Source organism: Roseibacillus persicicus (genome assembly GCF_014651675.1).
GTDB lineage: Bacteria > Verrucomicrobiota > Verrucomicrobiia > Verrucomicrobiales > Akkermansiaceae > Roseibacillus > Roseibacillus persicicus.
In genome coordinates this window covers 314,026-329,080 of record NZ_BMXI01000003.1, presented here as the reverse complement: position 1 = coordinate 329,080, position 15,055 = coordinate 314,026, and the positions used below count along the sequence as shown (strand labels likewise).

10 protein-coding genes are annotated in these 15,055 nt (G+C 58.5%); 3 read left to right on the top strand and 7 right to left on the bottom strand.

Annotated elements, in window-relative coordinates:
- Window positions 1–34: 34 nt before the first annotated feature.
- The gene (gene ccoG / locus IE099_RS05410; protein WP_189568058.1) at window positions 35–1,435 is read right to left on the bottom strand and encodes a cytochrome c oxidase accessory protein CcoG; all 1,401 of its coding nucleotides are present in this window, start codon (window positions 1,433–1,435) and stop codon (window positions 35–37) included.
- A gap of 246 nt (window positions 1,436–1,681) precedes the next feature.
- On the opposite strand from ccoG, the gene IE099_RS05405 reads away from it, so the two are divergent.
- Genes IE099_RS05405 through IE099_RS05395 form a run of 3 tightly spaced genes read left to right on the top strand, consistent with a single transcriptional unit; the run spans window position 1,682 to window position 4,472 of the window.
- On the top strand, window positions 1,682–2,671 hold the full coding sequence (locus IE099_RS05405; protein WP_189568056.1) for a zinc-dependent alcohol dehydrogenase family protein: 990 nt from the start codon (window positions 1,682–1,684) through the stop codon (window positions 2,669–2,671).
- Window positions 2,672–2,706: 35 nt separating this feature from the next.
- Window positions 2,707–3,696: an LLM class oxidoreductase gene (locus IE099_RS05400; RefSeq protein WP_189568054.1), complete on the top strand. Its 990-nt coding sequence runs from the start codon at window positions 2,707–2,709 to the stop codon at window positions 3,694–3,696.
- A complete protein-coding gene (locus IE099_RS05395) occupies window positions 3,693–4,472 on the top strand; it encodes an SDR family NAD(P)-dependent oxidoreductase (protein ID WP_189568052.1) in 780 nt (259 codons plus the stop codon). Before IE099_RS05400 ends, IE099_RS05395 begins: the two co-directional genes overlap by 4 nt.
- An 11-nt stretch (window positions 4,473–4,483) precedes the next feature.
- On the opposite strand, the gene IE099_RS05390 is transcribed toward IE099_RS05395, so the two are convergent.
- The 6 genes from IE099_RS05390 to IE099_RS05365 all read right to left on the bottom strand — a co-directional run bounded on the left by IE099_RS05390 (window position 4,484) and on the right by IE099_RS05365 (window position 14,998).
- Complete coding sequence (locus IE099_RS05390; RefSeq protein WP_189568050.1) at window positions 4,484–6,529, bottom strand: UvrD-helicase domain-containing protein; 2,046 nt, start codon at window positions 6,527–6,529, stop codon at window positions 4,484–4,486.
- Between the two features lie 37 nt (window positions 6,530–6,566).
- Complete coding sequence (locus tag IE099_RS05385) at window positions 6,567–8,306, bottom strand: DEAD/DEAH box helicase (protein ID WP_189568049.1); 1,740 nt, start codon at window positions 8,304–8,306, stop codon at window positions 6,567–6,569.
- A 243-nt stretch (window positions 8,307–8,549) separates the two neighbouring features.
- A complete protein-coding gene (locus tag IE099_RS05380) occupies window positions 8,550–9,404 on the bottom strand; it encodes a PEP-CTERM sorting domain-containing protein (protein ID WP_189568047.1) in 855 nt (284 codons plus the stop codon).
- A gap of 126 nt (window positions 9,405–9,530) precedes the next feature.
- Window positions 9,531–10,694 carry a pyridoxal phosphate-dependent aminotransferase gene (locus tag IE099_RS05375; RefSeq protein ID WP_189568045.1) on the bottom strand — a complete coding sequence of 388 codons (1,164 nt, stop codon included), beginning with the start codon at window positions 10,692–10,694 and terminating at the stop codon, window positions 9,531–9,533.
- 1,120 nt (window positions 10,695–11,814) lie between these two features.
- Window positions 11,815–14,118 carry a Tex family protein gene (locus IE099_RS05370; RefSeq protein WP_189568043.1) on the bottom strand — a complete coding sequence of 768 codons (2,304 nt, stop codon included), beginning with the start codon at window positions 14,116–14,118 and terminating at the stop codon, window positions 11,815–11,817.
- A 205-nt stretch (window positions 14,119–14,323) separates the two neighbouring features.
- Window positions 14,324–14,998: a peroxiredoxin-like family protein gene (locus tag IE099_RS05365; protein ID WP_229809401.1), complete on the bottom strand. Its 675-nt coding sequence runs from the start codon at window positions 14,996–14,998 to the stop codon at window positions 14,324–14,326.
- Window positions 14,999–15,055: the final 57 nt, after the last annotated feature.

The window sequence follows — 15,055 nt, the reverse complement described above, 5'->3', positions numbered from 1 at the left end:
ACCTAATACGGGAGAGTCAGCGAATTTTGCGGCGTTACTTGAGGGAGTTGGGGTTCGGGCCGATGAAGCGGATGGTCTGCAGCAAAGTCGTGTTGCCAGGATTGGCTGTCGCACGGAGTTGAAGCTCAACCGGTCCAGTGAAGTTTCCGTAATCGCAGACGATGATGGCGGGACGTTCCAGCTCGCTTTTGGGCTCCATCGGGAGGGGCTCGTTTTCGCCCGAGAGATTGAATCCGGCGGGTGGGTTGACAAGGTCGAAGGTGACCGTGGCGGGTTGGTTGCGCTTGTTGATCAGGAGGACCTGATAGTGGTTCCGCACCGCATTGCCATCGGTGTAGTAGGGTGGGCCTTGCATCCGGGTCACTGACCAAGTGTAGGGACGGGCCCGCTGGGTCACGGCCCCAATCAGGGCGGCGGTGCCGAGTCCGGCAAGACCGAGATAGAGGAAGATGCGGGGGCGCAGGATGCGTCGCTTCAGCCCGGCCAGACCATTGAGGGAGTCATAGCGCACGAGGCCTTTCGGGCGGCCCACTTTGACCATGATTTCATCGCAGGCATCCACGCAGGCCGAGCAGCCAATGCACTCGATCTGCAGCCCGTTGCGGATGTCGATTCCGGTGGGGCAGACGTTCACGCAGCGGCGGCAGTCGATGCAATCGCCCTCGACCTTGCCCTTGGCGCCCCGGGGTTCACCCCGCTTCTCGTCGTAGCCAATGATCATGGTGTCGTCATCTGTTAGAACAGATTGGATGCGACCATAGGGGCACATGATGATGCAGAATTGTTCGCGGAAAAAGGCGAAGCATCCGTAGAGGACCACAGTTAGAAAGGCCGCCACGGCAAAGGGCGTGAAGTGGGCCAGAGGGTTCTCGCGCATATATCCGTAGAGGCTTTTCAGCGAGACAAAGTAGGAGAGAAAGATGTGTGCGATGAGGAAGGCCGAGAGAATGTAGATCCCGTGCTTGAGCACCCGCTTCCAGATTTTTTCAAAGTTCCAGGGAGCCGCCGCCAGCTTGCGACGAGCGGGTGCGTCGCCATCGATGAGTCTTTCCACCCGACGAAAGATGTGCTCCAGAAAGATGGTGTAGGGACAGGCCCATCCACACCAGAGACGACCTAACAGCGAGGTCACAAAGAAGAGCGTGAACCCCAATCCGGAGATGAGGAAGAAGAGCACCCACAAGTCCTGGGGAGCCAAGGTGAGGCCGAAGAGGTGGAAGCGGCGGTGGGCGACATCGAGGAAGACCGCCGGATTGCCGTTGATCTGAATCCAGGGCAAAGCGACATACACAAAGAGCATCACCGCAGCCACCAGGCGGCGCATCACGGTGAACTTGCCCCGGACATCGGCCGGATGGAGGACGTAGTGCGAGCCATCGTCGTTGATGGTGGTGACGGTCTCGAGGTTCGGGGACTTTTTGGAAGGATTGGCCATGAGCGTGCGGAGACTATATGCCTAAGCAGGAATATTCGCCCCGCATATCGTCGCGTTCGGTGCGCATGGGTTGCGAAAGAAGGGTCAAATCCGTCGCGAGTCGCGCTTCTCCAATTTTTAGTCGATTCGATTTACTCATGGGTTCGATTTCAACAATCAATTTCCGAAATAGTTGGCCTTGAGGTAATCTGATCGCAAGTCGGTGAAAGCCGCATCCTCAACACAACCCAAAAACGAAAGACGATTATGAAAGCAATGCTCATTCAAGCCTATGGTGAAGACGCGAAATTCGAAGCTGCCGAGGTAGCCAAGCCAGCGGTGAAGGCTGGCCACGTGCTGGTCAAGATCGCGGCCTCCAGTGTCAACACCGTCGACACTATGATTCGCAATATGGGGAAAGAGTTGCCGCTCTCGCCCGAAACTCCCGCCCTTCTGGGCATGGACTTTGCCGGCACCGTGGAAGAGGTCGGAGAAGGGGTCGATGGCTATGCCGTCGGGGACGAGGTCTACGGTTGCGCTGGTGGTCTGGCGGACTTGCCGGGAACCCTCACCGAATACATTGTCGCCGATGCCCAGTTGATGGCGAAAAAGCCTTCCAACCTCAGCATGCGCGAAGCGGCGGCGCTCCCTCTGGTGGCCATCACCGCCTACGAGGGGCTTAAGCGAGCAGGTATCTCCGCAGGGCAGAAAGTGCTCGTCCACGGTGGTTCCGGTGGGGTGGGACACGTGGCTGTGCAACTGGCCAAATACTGGGGCGCGGAGGTCGTGGCCACTGGTGGAGGTGAGAAGCAGCTGGCACTCATCAACGAACTCGGAGCGCAGGCGATCAACTACAAGACCGAAGCGGTGGAAGATTATGTGGCAGCGCACACCGGCGGTGCGGGATTCGACATCGTGTTCGATTCCGTAGGCGGGCAGAATTTGCTGAAGTCCTTTGAAGCGGCCGCGCTCAATGGCAACGTCGCGACGACGGTGACTCTGTGCGAATTGGACCTCAGCGGAGCGCACTTCAAGGGGCTCTCGCTGCATGTCGTCTTCATGTTGATTCCGATGTTGCACAACTATCAGCGTGGTCAGCATCACGCGATTCTGAGCGACCTCGCCACCATCGCCGAAGCCGGTGGCTTCAAAGTGGTTCTCGACGAAAACCGCTATTCCCTGGAGCAAGCGGGAGAAGCCCACGCCCGGCTGGAGAGCGGTCAGGGTATGGGCAAGGTTGTCATCGACCACGAATAACAACGCGGATTAACCGCCGAACCGTAGCGCATTCCATGAATCCGAAACCGTCAGTCCCCGCGACTTCCTTTCCCACAATCAACCGGGCTTACAACTCCGTGTTCCAACCGAACCGGATGAGTCTGGGGCTGGTGGTGCCCTTGGAAGAATATTCCCAGTCTCCCGTGCCGACCATGAATCGGCATCTGGAGCGCGTGCAGCTGGCGGAGGAACTGGGATTCGCGGCGGTTTGGATTCGCGATGTGCCTTTCAATGTCCCCAGTTTCGGGGACGCGGGGCAGACCTTCGATCCTTTTGTCTATTTGGGGTTGTTAGCGGGGGCGACGAGCGAGATTGCCCTCGGCGTGGCAAGCATGGTGCTGCCCTTGCGGCACCCCGCCCATGTCGCCAAAGCTGCCGCGACTGCGGATGTCCTGTCGGGCGGCCGACTTCTCCTGGGCATCGCCTCGGGAGACCGGCCCGATGAATATCCCGCGATGAAGATGAGCTTCGAGGACCGGGGAGCGCGCTTTCGCGAGAGCTTTCAATACATTCGACGCATGAGCGAAAGCTTCCCGCGCTTCGAGAACTCCCACGGTCAGCTCGACGGGCAGATGGATCTTTTGCCCAAACCCTTCGGCCAGGGACTCCCCTTGCTCATCACCGGAGGGAGCCAACAGGACATGAACTGGGTGGCGGACAATGGCGATGGCTGGCTGACCTATCCCCGCAACTTCACCATCCAGTCACAGGCCATCGAGCACTATCGCAAGCGCTCGCGCGAGGCCGGTCTGGCGGAGAAGCCGGTCACCCAACCCTTTCATATCGACCTCGCCGATGACCCGAAGGAAGGCCCTCGTCCGATTCACCTCGGCTTCCGGCTCGGGATGAACCACCTGCGGGACTATCTCCAGACCGTGCAGTCCATCGGGGTCAATCACGTGGCTCTAAACTTGAGATTCAATCAAAACGATACAGAGGATACCATGCGAAGAATCGCAGATGAGATCCTGCCCGAATTTACAAACCCCCAAATCAAACAATGAAAAAAACAATTCTCATCACCGGCTCGACCGATGGCATCGGGCTGGCCACCGCCCGCCAATTGCAGCAAGAAGGACACGAGGTTCTCCTCCATGGTCGAAATCCGAACAAGTTGGAGAAGTTAAAGAGCGAGTTGGGGCTCGTGGGCTTCGTGGCGGATCTTTCCAAGTTCGAGGACGTGCGCTCCTTGGCAGACTCCGTGATTGCCCACGGGCCGCTGGATATCTTGATCAACAATGCGGGAGTTCTTCGCATGGCTGATGCCAGAACGGAGTCGGGTCTCGATGCGCGCTTCGTGGTCAATACCCTCGCACCCTATCTCCTGACGCGTAGTCTTTTGCCCGTTCTGGCCAAGGATGGACGAGTAGTGAACCTCTCTTCGGCTGCGCAAGCACCGGTCAATTTGCGGGCTTTGCAGGGAGAAGGGGAACTCTCGGATAGTGAAGCTTACGCCCAGAGCAAACTGGCCCTGACGATGTGGTCCCGACATTTGGCCGACAAGTTGGGGCCGGATGGACCGGTCATTGTCGCGGTGAATCCAAAATCGTTTTTGGGTAGTAAAATGGTGAAGGACGCCTACGGGGTCGATGGCAGTGACCTGAGTATTGGGGCAGATATCCTCGTCCGCGCGGCTCTTTCTGACGAATTTGCGGGCGCGACGGGTCTCTACTTCGACAATGACATTGGACGTTTTTCCCAGCCTCACCCCGATGCCTTGGACGCCAAGAAAAATGCCCGCTTGGTTAAGACCATCGAACAGATGTTAGAAGACTATTGAACCCGTCGCGGCTAGGCTACGGTTTCGACCTCGACCTCAGACTCGTCCTGAACCCCGAGGAGGTCCTTCCACTGTTCCTTGTTCGTAGTCACCAAGGTTAGACGGGCGATAGCGCGGGTGAGGGCAACATAAATGAGCCGGGTCTGGGCGGCCCGAAGTTCGTCCGCCGATTCGGGGCTCAAGGTCGGGTCCTTTTCCTTTTCTAACAACGAGTCCAGTCCGAGCAAGATCACGCTGGTGGCCTCCAGTCCGGTCGCGGCATGCAGCGAGGCCACCTGACAAAGGGGCTCCTTCGGTTGTCGTTCTCCGGGCTTTGGTTTGAGGTTGCGGACCGTGTTGGGGCCGAGATGTTTTTCGAGGTTTTCCCGGAGGTTGTAAGCTTTGGCTGGGTCGGCTTCAATCACGAGAATGTGGCCACGCAGGTGTGGGGAGACCTCAAGGTGCCGCGTCACCAGCTCTGCGGTGTATTGATGCAGTCTGTTGGGGGAACCGATCTGGAGGATGTGGACGGGTTCTCCGGATGGGAGGCTCTTCAAGTTTTCGCTGGGAAGCAGGTCGGGTAGCGTTGAAAAATCATTGACCCTATCGCTGGCCTGCCTGGTTAGGAAAAAGTTGCGGGCACAGCGGGCGACCTCCTGAGTGGAACGATAGACGCGCGCCAAGCGAGTCGCTCGCCCGACCACATCGATGCCCAAATCGCGCCAAGACTGGCGACGCTTCAAGAAGCCTTGGGTGTGATCGGCGGAGAGGAAGAGCTGTCCGGTTGGCTTGAGCGCGGTGAGCACGGGCGCGAACCAAATCTTGGCGAAGAATTGGGCTTCATCAATGAAGATGAAGTCATAGCCGGGGTGAAAGCTGCCCGGTTTCTCTCCCGCAAACTCATCAAAGCGCAGCGCCACTTCGTGCCAGTCGAGGAGCTTTTCGCGGGCGAGTTCCGCCCGGTAATCGAGGAGAAGCTGCCAGATGGCCTCGCGGGCTTCCCCCCGCAAGGCGGTGAGCCGACCCGTACGCTCGAGTTCCAGATACTCCTCCAAACTGGAGATGCCGAGGTCGCGCAGGTAGTCGATCTCGTCAGTGAGAAAGTCCGGTTGAAAGTCCGCCAAACGGGGACTCTGGGCTTGGAGGGACGCAATGCGACGTCTCACCACGTGGTCGCTGATGATGTCTTCGTCAGGACGAAGATAGCTGGTAGCCCAAGCGAAAAAAGTCTTCCAATTGACGGTCGAGTTTTTAGGTGCAATCTCTTGAAATCTCTGTTGCAACTGGGTGCTGATCGGTCGGTTGTGGGTGAGGACCAGCAGACGGGCTCCGGTGTGGAGTTGGGCTGCGAGGATGGCCCGATGAAGAAGCACGAGGGACTTGCCCGAGCCGGCCGGACCAGTGACCAAGCGGGAAGTCGCGGAGAGCTGTTCTCCCGGAGGAGGGGCGAGGAGATCTTGTTTGAAGAGACGCTCTTGGTCCAGATCGAGAAAGGCGGGAATGTCGCAGCCGTCTTTCGCCTGTTCAATGAGCGTAGGACGATGGGATGAGGGAATGACGGTTTCGGGAGTGAAGTCCGCCCGTAGGGTATAAAGTGCCGGTTCGGGAAGAGGAGTCCCTGCCAAGTTCTCTAACAGTGATAAAAAGTTCTCCGGCGTGGACTGCTTGAGGCTCAAAAAATTGACCTGGGTTTCTTGCGAACGCTGTAAAACAATCTGGTCGAGAGTGCCTTGCGAAGCGTTGGGAAAGACTAGCAGGCGACGGACCTGAGCGTCGGAGGAGAGCGGGAATTGATCGAGCAACGCCAGTTCGTCAGCAGCCACCGTGTCAGGAGTGAGAGCTTGCGAACCATTTAACAGGTCGAGCTGAATCGCGGACTGGGCCAATTCCTCAGTCGTCTCAGCGACATGAATCAGAAACGCGTTTCGTGTTGGGGAGACGACGAGAAAATGCGGTTTGGCTGAACTGAAGTTGTGCCAGACAGTGTAGTCATCCGGAAGTTTCTTTAGGATGCGAAAGAGACGAAGGATGGCTGGGGTGCTCTGGCCGCTTGGCTTTTCTGGAATAAGAATGGACATGGACGATGGTTGTTGTTTCGCGGGAGACTGAAGATTACTAGGATTCTAGTAGTGAGCAGAAGGTGGTGGCTCCGGCGCTACCGGAGTCGGCTAAAGATTGCGCGACCTTGAGAAGGGTTTTGGAATGGAGCAAGATGGTCTTTCGCCGGGCCCGGGTGATGGCGACATTGAGGCGGCGGGGCTCGAAGAGGAAGTCTTCGAGACGCATGATGAATTCATCCCGCGAGGCCGCCATGGAAACCAGAATGACCTCTCTTTCCTGCCCCTGCAGGCGTTCCACGGTGTCGGCCAGAAGCTCTTCGACTGGCCAAGGGGTAAACTCTTCGCGATTCCGCAGGGAGCGACGAATCAAAGCCGCTTGGGCGCGGAAGGGAGTGACCACCGCAATATCAGAGGGAGCCAAGCCGCCCCGAAGGAGGTCGAGAATGAGCTCCAGAACTCTCTCTGCTTCTTCCGGAGAACGCGTCGAGGACTGACGATCATCATGCTGGATGGAGACGAATCCCGGGCGTGCTTGCAGAGCGGGGAGACTGGAAGCGGGTGCGAGGGAAAGGACTCGATCGTGTCGAGCGGTCAGCTGGTTGCCGTAGAAAGTCGCCGACGGCCATTCCGCAAGGTCGGCATTCAAGCGCCACGATTCTGTGAGCATGGTGGTGGAGGAGGACTTGCGCAGCTTGTTGAAGATGGAGTCGTCGAGGGTGCTGTCGGGATTCGGAGCCAGTCGCACTGGAGGGAGCTGGCAATGGTCGCCGAAGAAGAGAAACTTCTCCGCGCGCAGCATGGCCAGGGTCGCGAGCATCAGGGTGAGCTGCGAAGACTCGTCGAGCAAGACGGTGTCGAACGATTGGTCGACGAGGCCGCTGCTGTTCGACCAAAGGTTCAAGGTGGTGGAGCCCAGGAGAAAGGGTTCGTCGAAACTGAGTTCGGCATCTCCGAGGTGGTCGAAGTGTTCCACCGGAGAGTCGGAATCGAAGCGAGCCCGGCTAATCTTGACCACTCGAACTCCAGCAGGGAGACGCTTGCGACAGGACCGGAGGGCATGATCAATGGCGCGATGGGTGGGCCCTGTTAGAAGGACGCGATGTCCTTTTTCGATCAGACGGCAGGCAATCTCGGCCAAGACATGGGTCTTCCCCGTTCCGGGAGGACCTTGTACCAGATGAAAGCGCGAGGCCGCCAGGCTCAGGGCGATGGCATCGTTCTGGGCGGGGTGAAAGGCTTCCTCTGTGGGGAGGTCTTCCAACTGGTCCAGCACTTCGTCGAAGGTTTCTGAATCCGACCCGCTGTCGCCTTCACCCATCAGAATGGGAAGCACCACATCCGTGCCATGGACCGTCGTTCGCAAGGCATCCAGTGCGGCAAGAAAGCGATCAGTGGGATCGAAGAAATCGGGGTCGAGGGTGAGGCCGCTGAGAGGCTCGTCAAAGGGCAGGGGAGCATCCGAAAGCATCTGCACCACAACGAGTTCGCCATCGTCGTGCAGGAAAAAACAGGAGGGCCCGTTTGCGAGTGGTTCGTTGCGAGTCATCCGCAGGAGGTCTCCCTCCCGGATACGCGAAAAAGATTCCTGCGACAAACTGGTCTCATGGGCCAGGGTCACGATGGCGCCTTTTTGGGACACCACTCTCAACGGTCCCAAGGCATGACCCTTCTCCACCCGCTGGGCCAGGGATAGGCTCCAAATCTCAACCAAGGCCGCCTTACTGGCCGCAATCTCGCGCAGCGTGTCCTCGCGAAGAGTGGTCAGGAATCTGTTAGATGATGAAGGGGCGGTCATGAAAAGATATTAGTTAATGTAGTTTAACTAACTTTTCCAGACCTTTATCTTGGCTTTTTCTGCCGGGATAAGTGTTATCGTGCGTCGAGTTGCTCTTTCGCGTAAGGCTCCGCAGGGTCAGCTGGGAGGCGGGCGCTGTGCTTGGGCAAGAGTTCGAGCTCGTGATGCGAAACGGGAAACAGAAAGCTCACTGGGTCGCCAGCCCGCCAAAAGGGCAGTGAGCCCCTTGTCGGATAAGACGCTCTATTGGAGCCGCCGCCGGTAGGTGAACAGGCCTAAAAGTGATAGGCCCAAGAGCATTGATGAGCTGGGCTCGGGGACGAATAGGTCATCCCAGTCGGTTGCGACTGAGAGATTGTCGATGAGGACCACGTCGTCCGAATCCAGGTTGGCTGACCGGATTCCAATGTCTTGAAATTCTGAAAAGGAAATGGAACCGGTGGAGACGGCTTCCGGGGTGCTCTCATCACCCGAGCCGGGATTGACCCAGAACTCGACTTGGTTGTAGGTGTTGGAAGAGCCCGTCTTGGAAACCTTTGCAACGAGGTAGTAGCTTTCTCCCACCACCAATTGTTCCGGAGCGTAGGCTTCCTGGTTGCCGGAGATGCGACCCATCAAGTCCGTATTGCCAACTCCCAACTCGGCTTTGATGCCGATGGCAGGCGCTCCGATATGGGTCCCTTCGCCAAACCAAAGGGTGGCGAAGTCGTTGGTTTGGATACTACCGGCTTGCAACTGAATCAGAAAGGAAACGAAGAAGGTGCCGCTCTGGGGGCTTGAGAGGCTGGCGGAGATGGCTGTGTTGCTGTTTCCGGTCAGTTGGAGGGCCTGGTTGCCGCCCGAGATGACTTCTCCGGTAGGCAGGGTGACCTCCAGATTCGCGGGTGCGGAAACGACTTCGGTGATTGCTTCATTCGATTGCCAATTCCCAGAGATCCCAAGAGTGCCGCTTTGTCCGTTGAGTTCACCAGCGGTCAAAGATTCATAGTCTTCCATGAAAACTACGGCCGCTTGGAGGGCGGGCGCGAGTGACAGGAAGACCGACAAGTAGGAATATCGTAGCAACAAGGGAAACACGAGCGGGGGCAGGGATATCATACCCTGTTTTTTATTTAGAGCAATTGATTATCTGGTTAAGCCTGTTAGTTTTTGGGCTCGCCTGAGATTGCGCTTTTCGAGCGGCTGCGGTGTTCGAGGGGAAGGGGCCCGAACGGCGCGGGGATATTAGGAGACGACTTCTTCCAATGCAGAACAGAAGAGTTCCATTTGGTCCGGGGTGGACATGCTGAGGCGGCACCAGTCGAGATAGGGAGGGAAAGGGCGGCCCACACGGAAACCCTTTTGCAGCATCTTTTGCTGAAACTCCTGGATGGGCATTCCGGTGTGGAAGAAGACGAAGTTGCCTTCCGAGGGCGCGGCCTTGAGACCGAGGTCGGCGAGCTTGCGGAGAAAGATCTCTTTCGCCTGCACATTGTTTTTCAGGCTGGCTGCTTGGAATTCTTGATCGGCTAGCCCGGCCATGGCTGCGCGGAGGGCGACGATGTTGACGGTGCCGGTGAGTGAGGCCTCCAGTTGGGCGACGAGTTTGGGGTTTGCGATTCCGTAGCCGATGCGGAGTCCGGCGAGGGCAAAGAGTTTGGAAAAGGTGCGGGTGACCATCACCTGATGGCCTTCTTTAACCAGAGGGAGCATGGTGCGGTAGTTCGGGTCGGTGACGAACTCGTGATAGGCTTCGTCGACGAAGACGAAGGTCTCCTGGGCCATCTCCCGGCAGAAAGGGGTGAGGGTCTTCTCGGGGACGATGACTGCGGTGGGGTTGTTCGGGTTGCAGAGGTTGAGGAAAGTGGCTCCCTTTTTGACCTCCTTGGCGAGACCGGCGAGGTCGGGGGACAGATCGTCGAGAACGGGGACCCGCACGATTTCGGCCCCGAGGTTTTCGGCGTAGGTGTTCATGGACTCATAGCCCGGGCTGTTGGCAATGACCCGGCCGGGGCCCGAGGATGAGTTGCGAATGAGTTGCAGGGCGGTGACGCGGAGGATCTCGGTGGAACCCGCGCCGACGACGATTTCTTCCGGAGAGACTCCTTCTTTTTCGGCCAGGATTTTTTTGAAGTCGGCTAACAACTCGAAGTAGGAATACGTGTTGGCTTCTTCGAGCGCGGCGGTCATCGCGGCTTTGACCTTGGGGGAGGCGGGCAGGGGATTTTCGTTATACATCATCCGAACGGGCTGTTGGGATGATGGTTTGACGAGGGCAGGGGTGGTGACTTCTGCTGTTGCCCGGGTGCTACAAATGCTTGCGCCGAGGATGGCACCGGTTTTTTTGAGCCAGTTTCGGCGGGTGTCGCTTGAGGGAGGGGTTCGTTCTGTGTGGGTTACTTTGTCCATGCTGGATGGATAGCAGACTGGGTGCCACGGGTCACTCACTCGATGGATGGGGGATTTTTGGACAGGATGAACAGGATGGGACAGGATTGACGGGGTTTTGGGAAATTTGGACAGAATGAACGGAATCGGACAGAATTTTGACGAGTGAGTGGGACTGGGAATTTGTTTTTATGTTGGGAAGAGGGGGGTGGCTTTTTGGAGTGCGTGCGGCTTGCCGCCGCTTTGGGGTGGATGGGTTTGTTCTTTGGCGTTCGTTGGAGGAGCAAAGCTTGCTTGCTCGACGATGGGGGCGCAGCGAACTAGGGAGTGAGGATGGTCGAATGGGGGGGGGACCCGCTTTTCTTGTTGGTGGGTGAGGATGGAGCGGGAGGCTGTGATGAGGGCGCAGGTCGGCCTTGGTCTGCCGAGGGACGGGGCTGTGAGGGGACCGAATGGTGGGTTGAACAGGATGGGACAGGATTGACGGGGGTTCTGTGGGACTTGGACAGAATGAACGGAATTGGACAGAATTTTGACGAGTGAGTGGGACTGGGAATTTGTTTTTATGTTGGGAAGGGCGGGGTGGCTTTTTGGAGTGTGTGCGGCTTGCCGCCGCTTTGGGGTGGATGGGTTTGTTCTTTGGCGTTCGTGGGAGGAGCAAAGCTTGCTTGCTCGACGATGGGGGCACTGCGAATTAGGGAGTGAGGATGGTCGATTGGATGGGTGGCATGCTTCTCTTGTTGGTGGGTAATGGTGGCACGGGAGGGTGTGATGAGGGCGCAGGTCGACCTTGGGCCGTCGAGGGACGGGGCTTTGAGGGGACGGAATGGTGGGGCGAGTGAGGGCACTCGCGGTCCGACGGGAGACCTTTTGGAGTGCGTGCGGCTTGCCGCCGCTTTGGGGTGGATGGGTTTGTTCTTTGGTGTTCGTGGGAGGAGCAAAGCTTGCTTGCTTGACGATGGGGGCACTGCGAATTAGGGAGTGAGGATGGTCGATTGGGGGGACCCGCTGTTCTTGATGGTGGGTGATGGTGGCGCGGGAGGCTGTGATGAGGGCACAGGTCGGCCTTGGGCCGCCTAGGGACGGGGCTGTGAGGGGACGGAATGGTGGGGCGAGTGGGGGCACTCGCGGTCCGTGTGGCCTACTTCTTTTTGGCGTTTTTCATGGCCATGGAGAACCAGTCGTCGCTGCTCTGCGGGGGGGCGTTGTTGCCGCGACGATTGCGGTCTCCGCGCTGGTTGCGTCCGCCATCGGAGTTGCGGGGGCCGGGGCTGGTGCGCTTGTTAGAATCGCGACGCTCGGAACCAATCTCGGGCTGGGCCTTCATGGATAGGGAGATGCGGTTGCGATTGAGGTCGACCTCGGTGACGGTGACGTGAACCTTTTGCCCGACTTTGACAATCTCGGCCGGGTCGCTCACGAACTTGTCAGCGAGTTGACTGACGTGAACCAGTCCGTCCTGGTGAACACCGACATCCACGAAAGCTCCAAAGGCGGTGACGTTGGTGACGATGCCGGGAAGCTTCATTCCTGCGATCAGGTCGGAGGGCTTTTCGACTCCTTCGGTGAAAGAGAAAATCTCGAACTGCTTGCGCGGGTCGCGGCCGGGCTTGGCGAGTTCCGCAACGATGTCTTCCAGAGTGGGGAGGCCGACTGCTTCGCTGACGTATTTACGCAGGTCGATTTTTTTGCGTGCAGCGGGATTGTTCAGGATATCCTTGAGCTCGCAGCCGACATCTTTGGCCATTTGCTCAACCAGCTGGTAGCGCTCGGGGTGAACGGCGGAGGAGTCGAGAGGATGTGCACCGCCACGGACTCGCAGGAAACCGGCCGCTTGTTCGAAGGCTTTGGGTCCCAGGCGGGGCACTTTGTTGAGCTCGCTTCGGGATTGGAAAGGTCCGTTGCTGTCGCGATAGGCGACGATGTTTTGCGCCAGGCTGCTGTTGAGTCCGGAAACGTAGGAGAGGAGTTGCTTGGAAGCGGTGTTCACTTCCACCCCCACCGCGTTCACGCTGGAGATCACGGTGTCATCGAGGCTCTTTTTCAAGGCGCGTTCGTCGACGTCGTGTTGGTATTGCCCAACCCCAATGGACTTGGGATCGATTTTGACCAACTCGGCCAAGGGGTCCATCAGGCGACGACCGATGGAGACGGCGCCGCGCACGGTGACGTCCTCGTTGGGGAATTCTTCCCGCGCGACCTCCGAGGCGGAGTAAATGGAAGCCCCGCTCTCGTTGACCATCACGATGGGGATGGTGACCTTGAGCTTGCGGATAAAGGTTTCGGTCTCGCGCGAGGCGGTTCCGTTGCCGATGGCGATGGCTTCGATTTGGTATTTCTTAAGAAGCTGGGTCACCTCTTCCGCGGCTGCCAGCACCTGTCCGTGTGAGCCTGCGGTGCAGTGGAGCACGGTGTGGTGCAGGAGCTTGCCGGAGGCGTCGAGGACGACGGTCTTGCAACCGGTGCGGAACCCGGGGTCGATGGCGAGGAGGCGCTTTTCGCCCAGCGGGGAAGCCAGCAGGAGCTCGCGCAAGTTGTCGGCAAAGACGGTGATCGCGGTTTCGTCGGCGCGGCGCTTGGACTGCAGGCGGGCCTCGGTTTCCATGGAAGACATCAGGAGGCGCTTGCATCCGTCCTCAACGGCCTTTTGCACTTCCTCGCTGGCAGGGCCTTTGCCCGTGACCCAGTAGGGGACGGCGAGGTCGGCGATTTGTTCGGCCGGCACGGTCACGCGCATGAAGAGGAAGCCTTCTTTTTCGCCCCGACGAATGGCGAGGAGGCGGTGGGAGGGGATTTTGGCCAAAGGCTCGCTCCAGTCGAAGTAGTCGCGGAACTTCTGCGCGTCGGTCTCTTCCTCTTTTCCGTAAAGAACCTTGGAAGCGAGGATGGCGTCGTTCTCGTAGACCTTGCGCGCGCGACCACGCAGCTCGGCGTCGTCTGCGACGCGTTCGGCGATGATGTCGCGGGCCCCGGCGAGGGCGTTGTCGAGGGTGGCGACGTCTTTTTCTTCCGAGACAAACTTGCCGGCTTCTTCGGTGACTTCTGCGTCTTGATTTTCTAACAACCAGTCGGCGAGGGGCTCCAATCCGCGGTCGATGGCCTTGGTGGCGCGGGTTTGGCGTTTGGGACGGAAGGGGGCAAAGACGTCCTCCAAGGCACTGAGAGTCTTGGCGGCGAGGACCTTTTTTTTGAGGTCTTCGGTGAGCAACTTGCGCTCCTCGAGGGACTTGAGGATGGCCTCGCGTCGCTTGTCGAGCTCGGCCAACTGGTTCAGACGATCACGGATGGTCGTGATCTGGACTTCATCGAGGGAGCCGGTTTGTTCTTTGCGATAGCGGGAGATGAAGGGGACGGTGCCTCCTTCTTCGAGAAGCTTGGCGGTGGCGGCGACAGAACTGAGCTTGAGGCCAGTCTCTTGGGCGATGATCTCGATGTGCGAACTCATGAAAAATGCGGGGTGCGAAGGAGAGCATTTTTCGCGAATTGAGCAAGAAACGAACGGGTCTTTCCTCACCCAATGGGCGGGTGCGCTGGCCCGGAAGGCGTGAGGGCTTGGCGGGGAAGGGTTTGCGGGAGGTCGCCGTTGATTTGACGGAGGGAGGGGATTGCGGGCAACCCCCTCCGGTCGTGCTTGTTAGAGAGTCGTTTCTTTACTGGTTGGCGTCCTTCGCCGCCTGGAGGAGGTCCTCGATGGGCAGGCGTTCGCGGTAGTTGGGATCGGTGTGGACGAAGGCCACTTTCCCGTCTTTGCCAATGATATAGACCGCAGGGACGGGTAGCCAATAGCGGCCCTCGTGCTTACTTGGGAGCTTGAAGCGACCTTCGTAGCGCTTGCTGGTGGCTTCATCGAGGTAGAAGGCGAGACCAAAGGCATCGGAGGCCTTCATCTCGGCGTCGGAGAGAAGAGTGTAGCCGAGGTCGAATTTCTCAGCAGTGGCAGGCAGGTCCCCCGCCGCGTCCGCGCCGATGGCGAGGATTTGGTAGCCCATATCGGTGAGCTTTTGCTGGGATTGGGCGAGCTCGGCCATCTGCCGGGTGCAGAAGGGGCACCAGCCACCGCGATAAAAGATGAGCACGGTGGGCTGCTTGGCAGTTTCTTCTTTCAGGAGAAAATCTTTTCCGTCGTCAGTCTTGAGAGTGACGGCAGGGACGGCTTCGCCTTTGCCAAGTGGTTTGGCCTGTTCGGCTGATTCTGCGGGAGCGGCGAAGCTGGTGGAGGCGAGCAAAAGGCTGGAGCCCAAGGCGAGGATGGCGGTGGCGAAGTTCGGTTTTCTGAACGGGTTCATGGATGCGGCAAGCTTGGTTGGCATTGGGTGGTAGGACATCCTGAGCACTCCTTTATTCCCTCTTTTTTCCCACGAAGGCAACCTGGCAATCGAGCT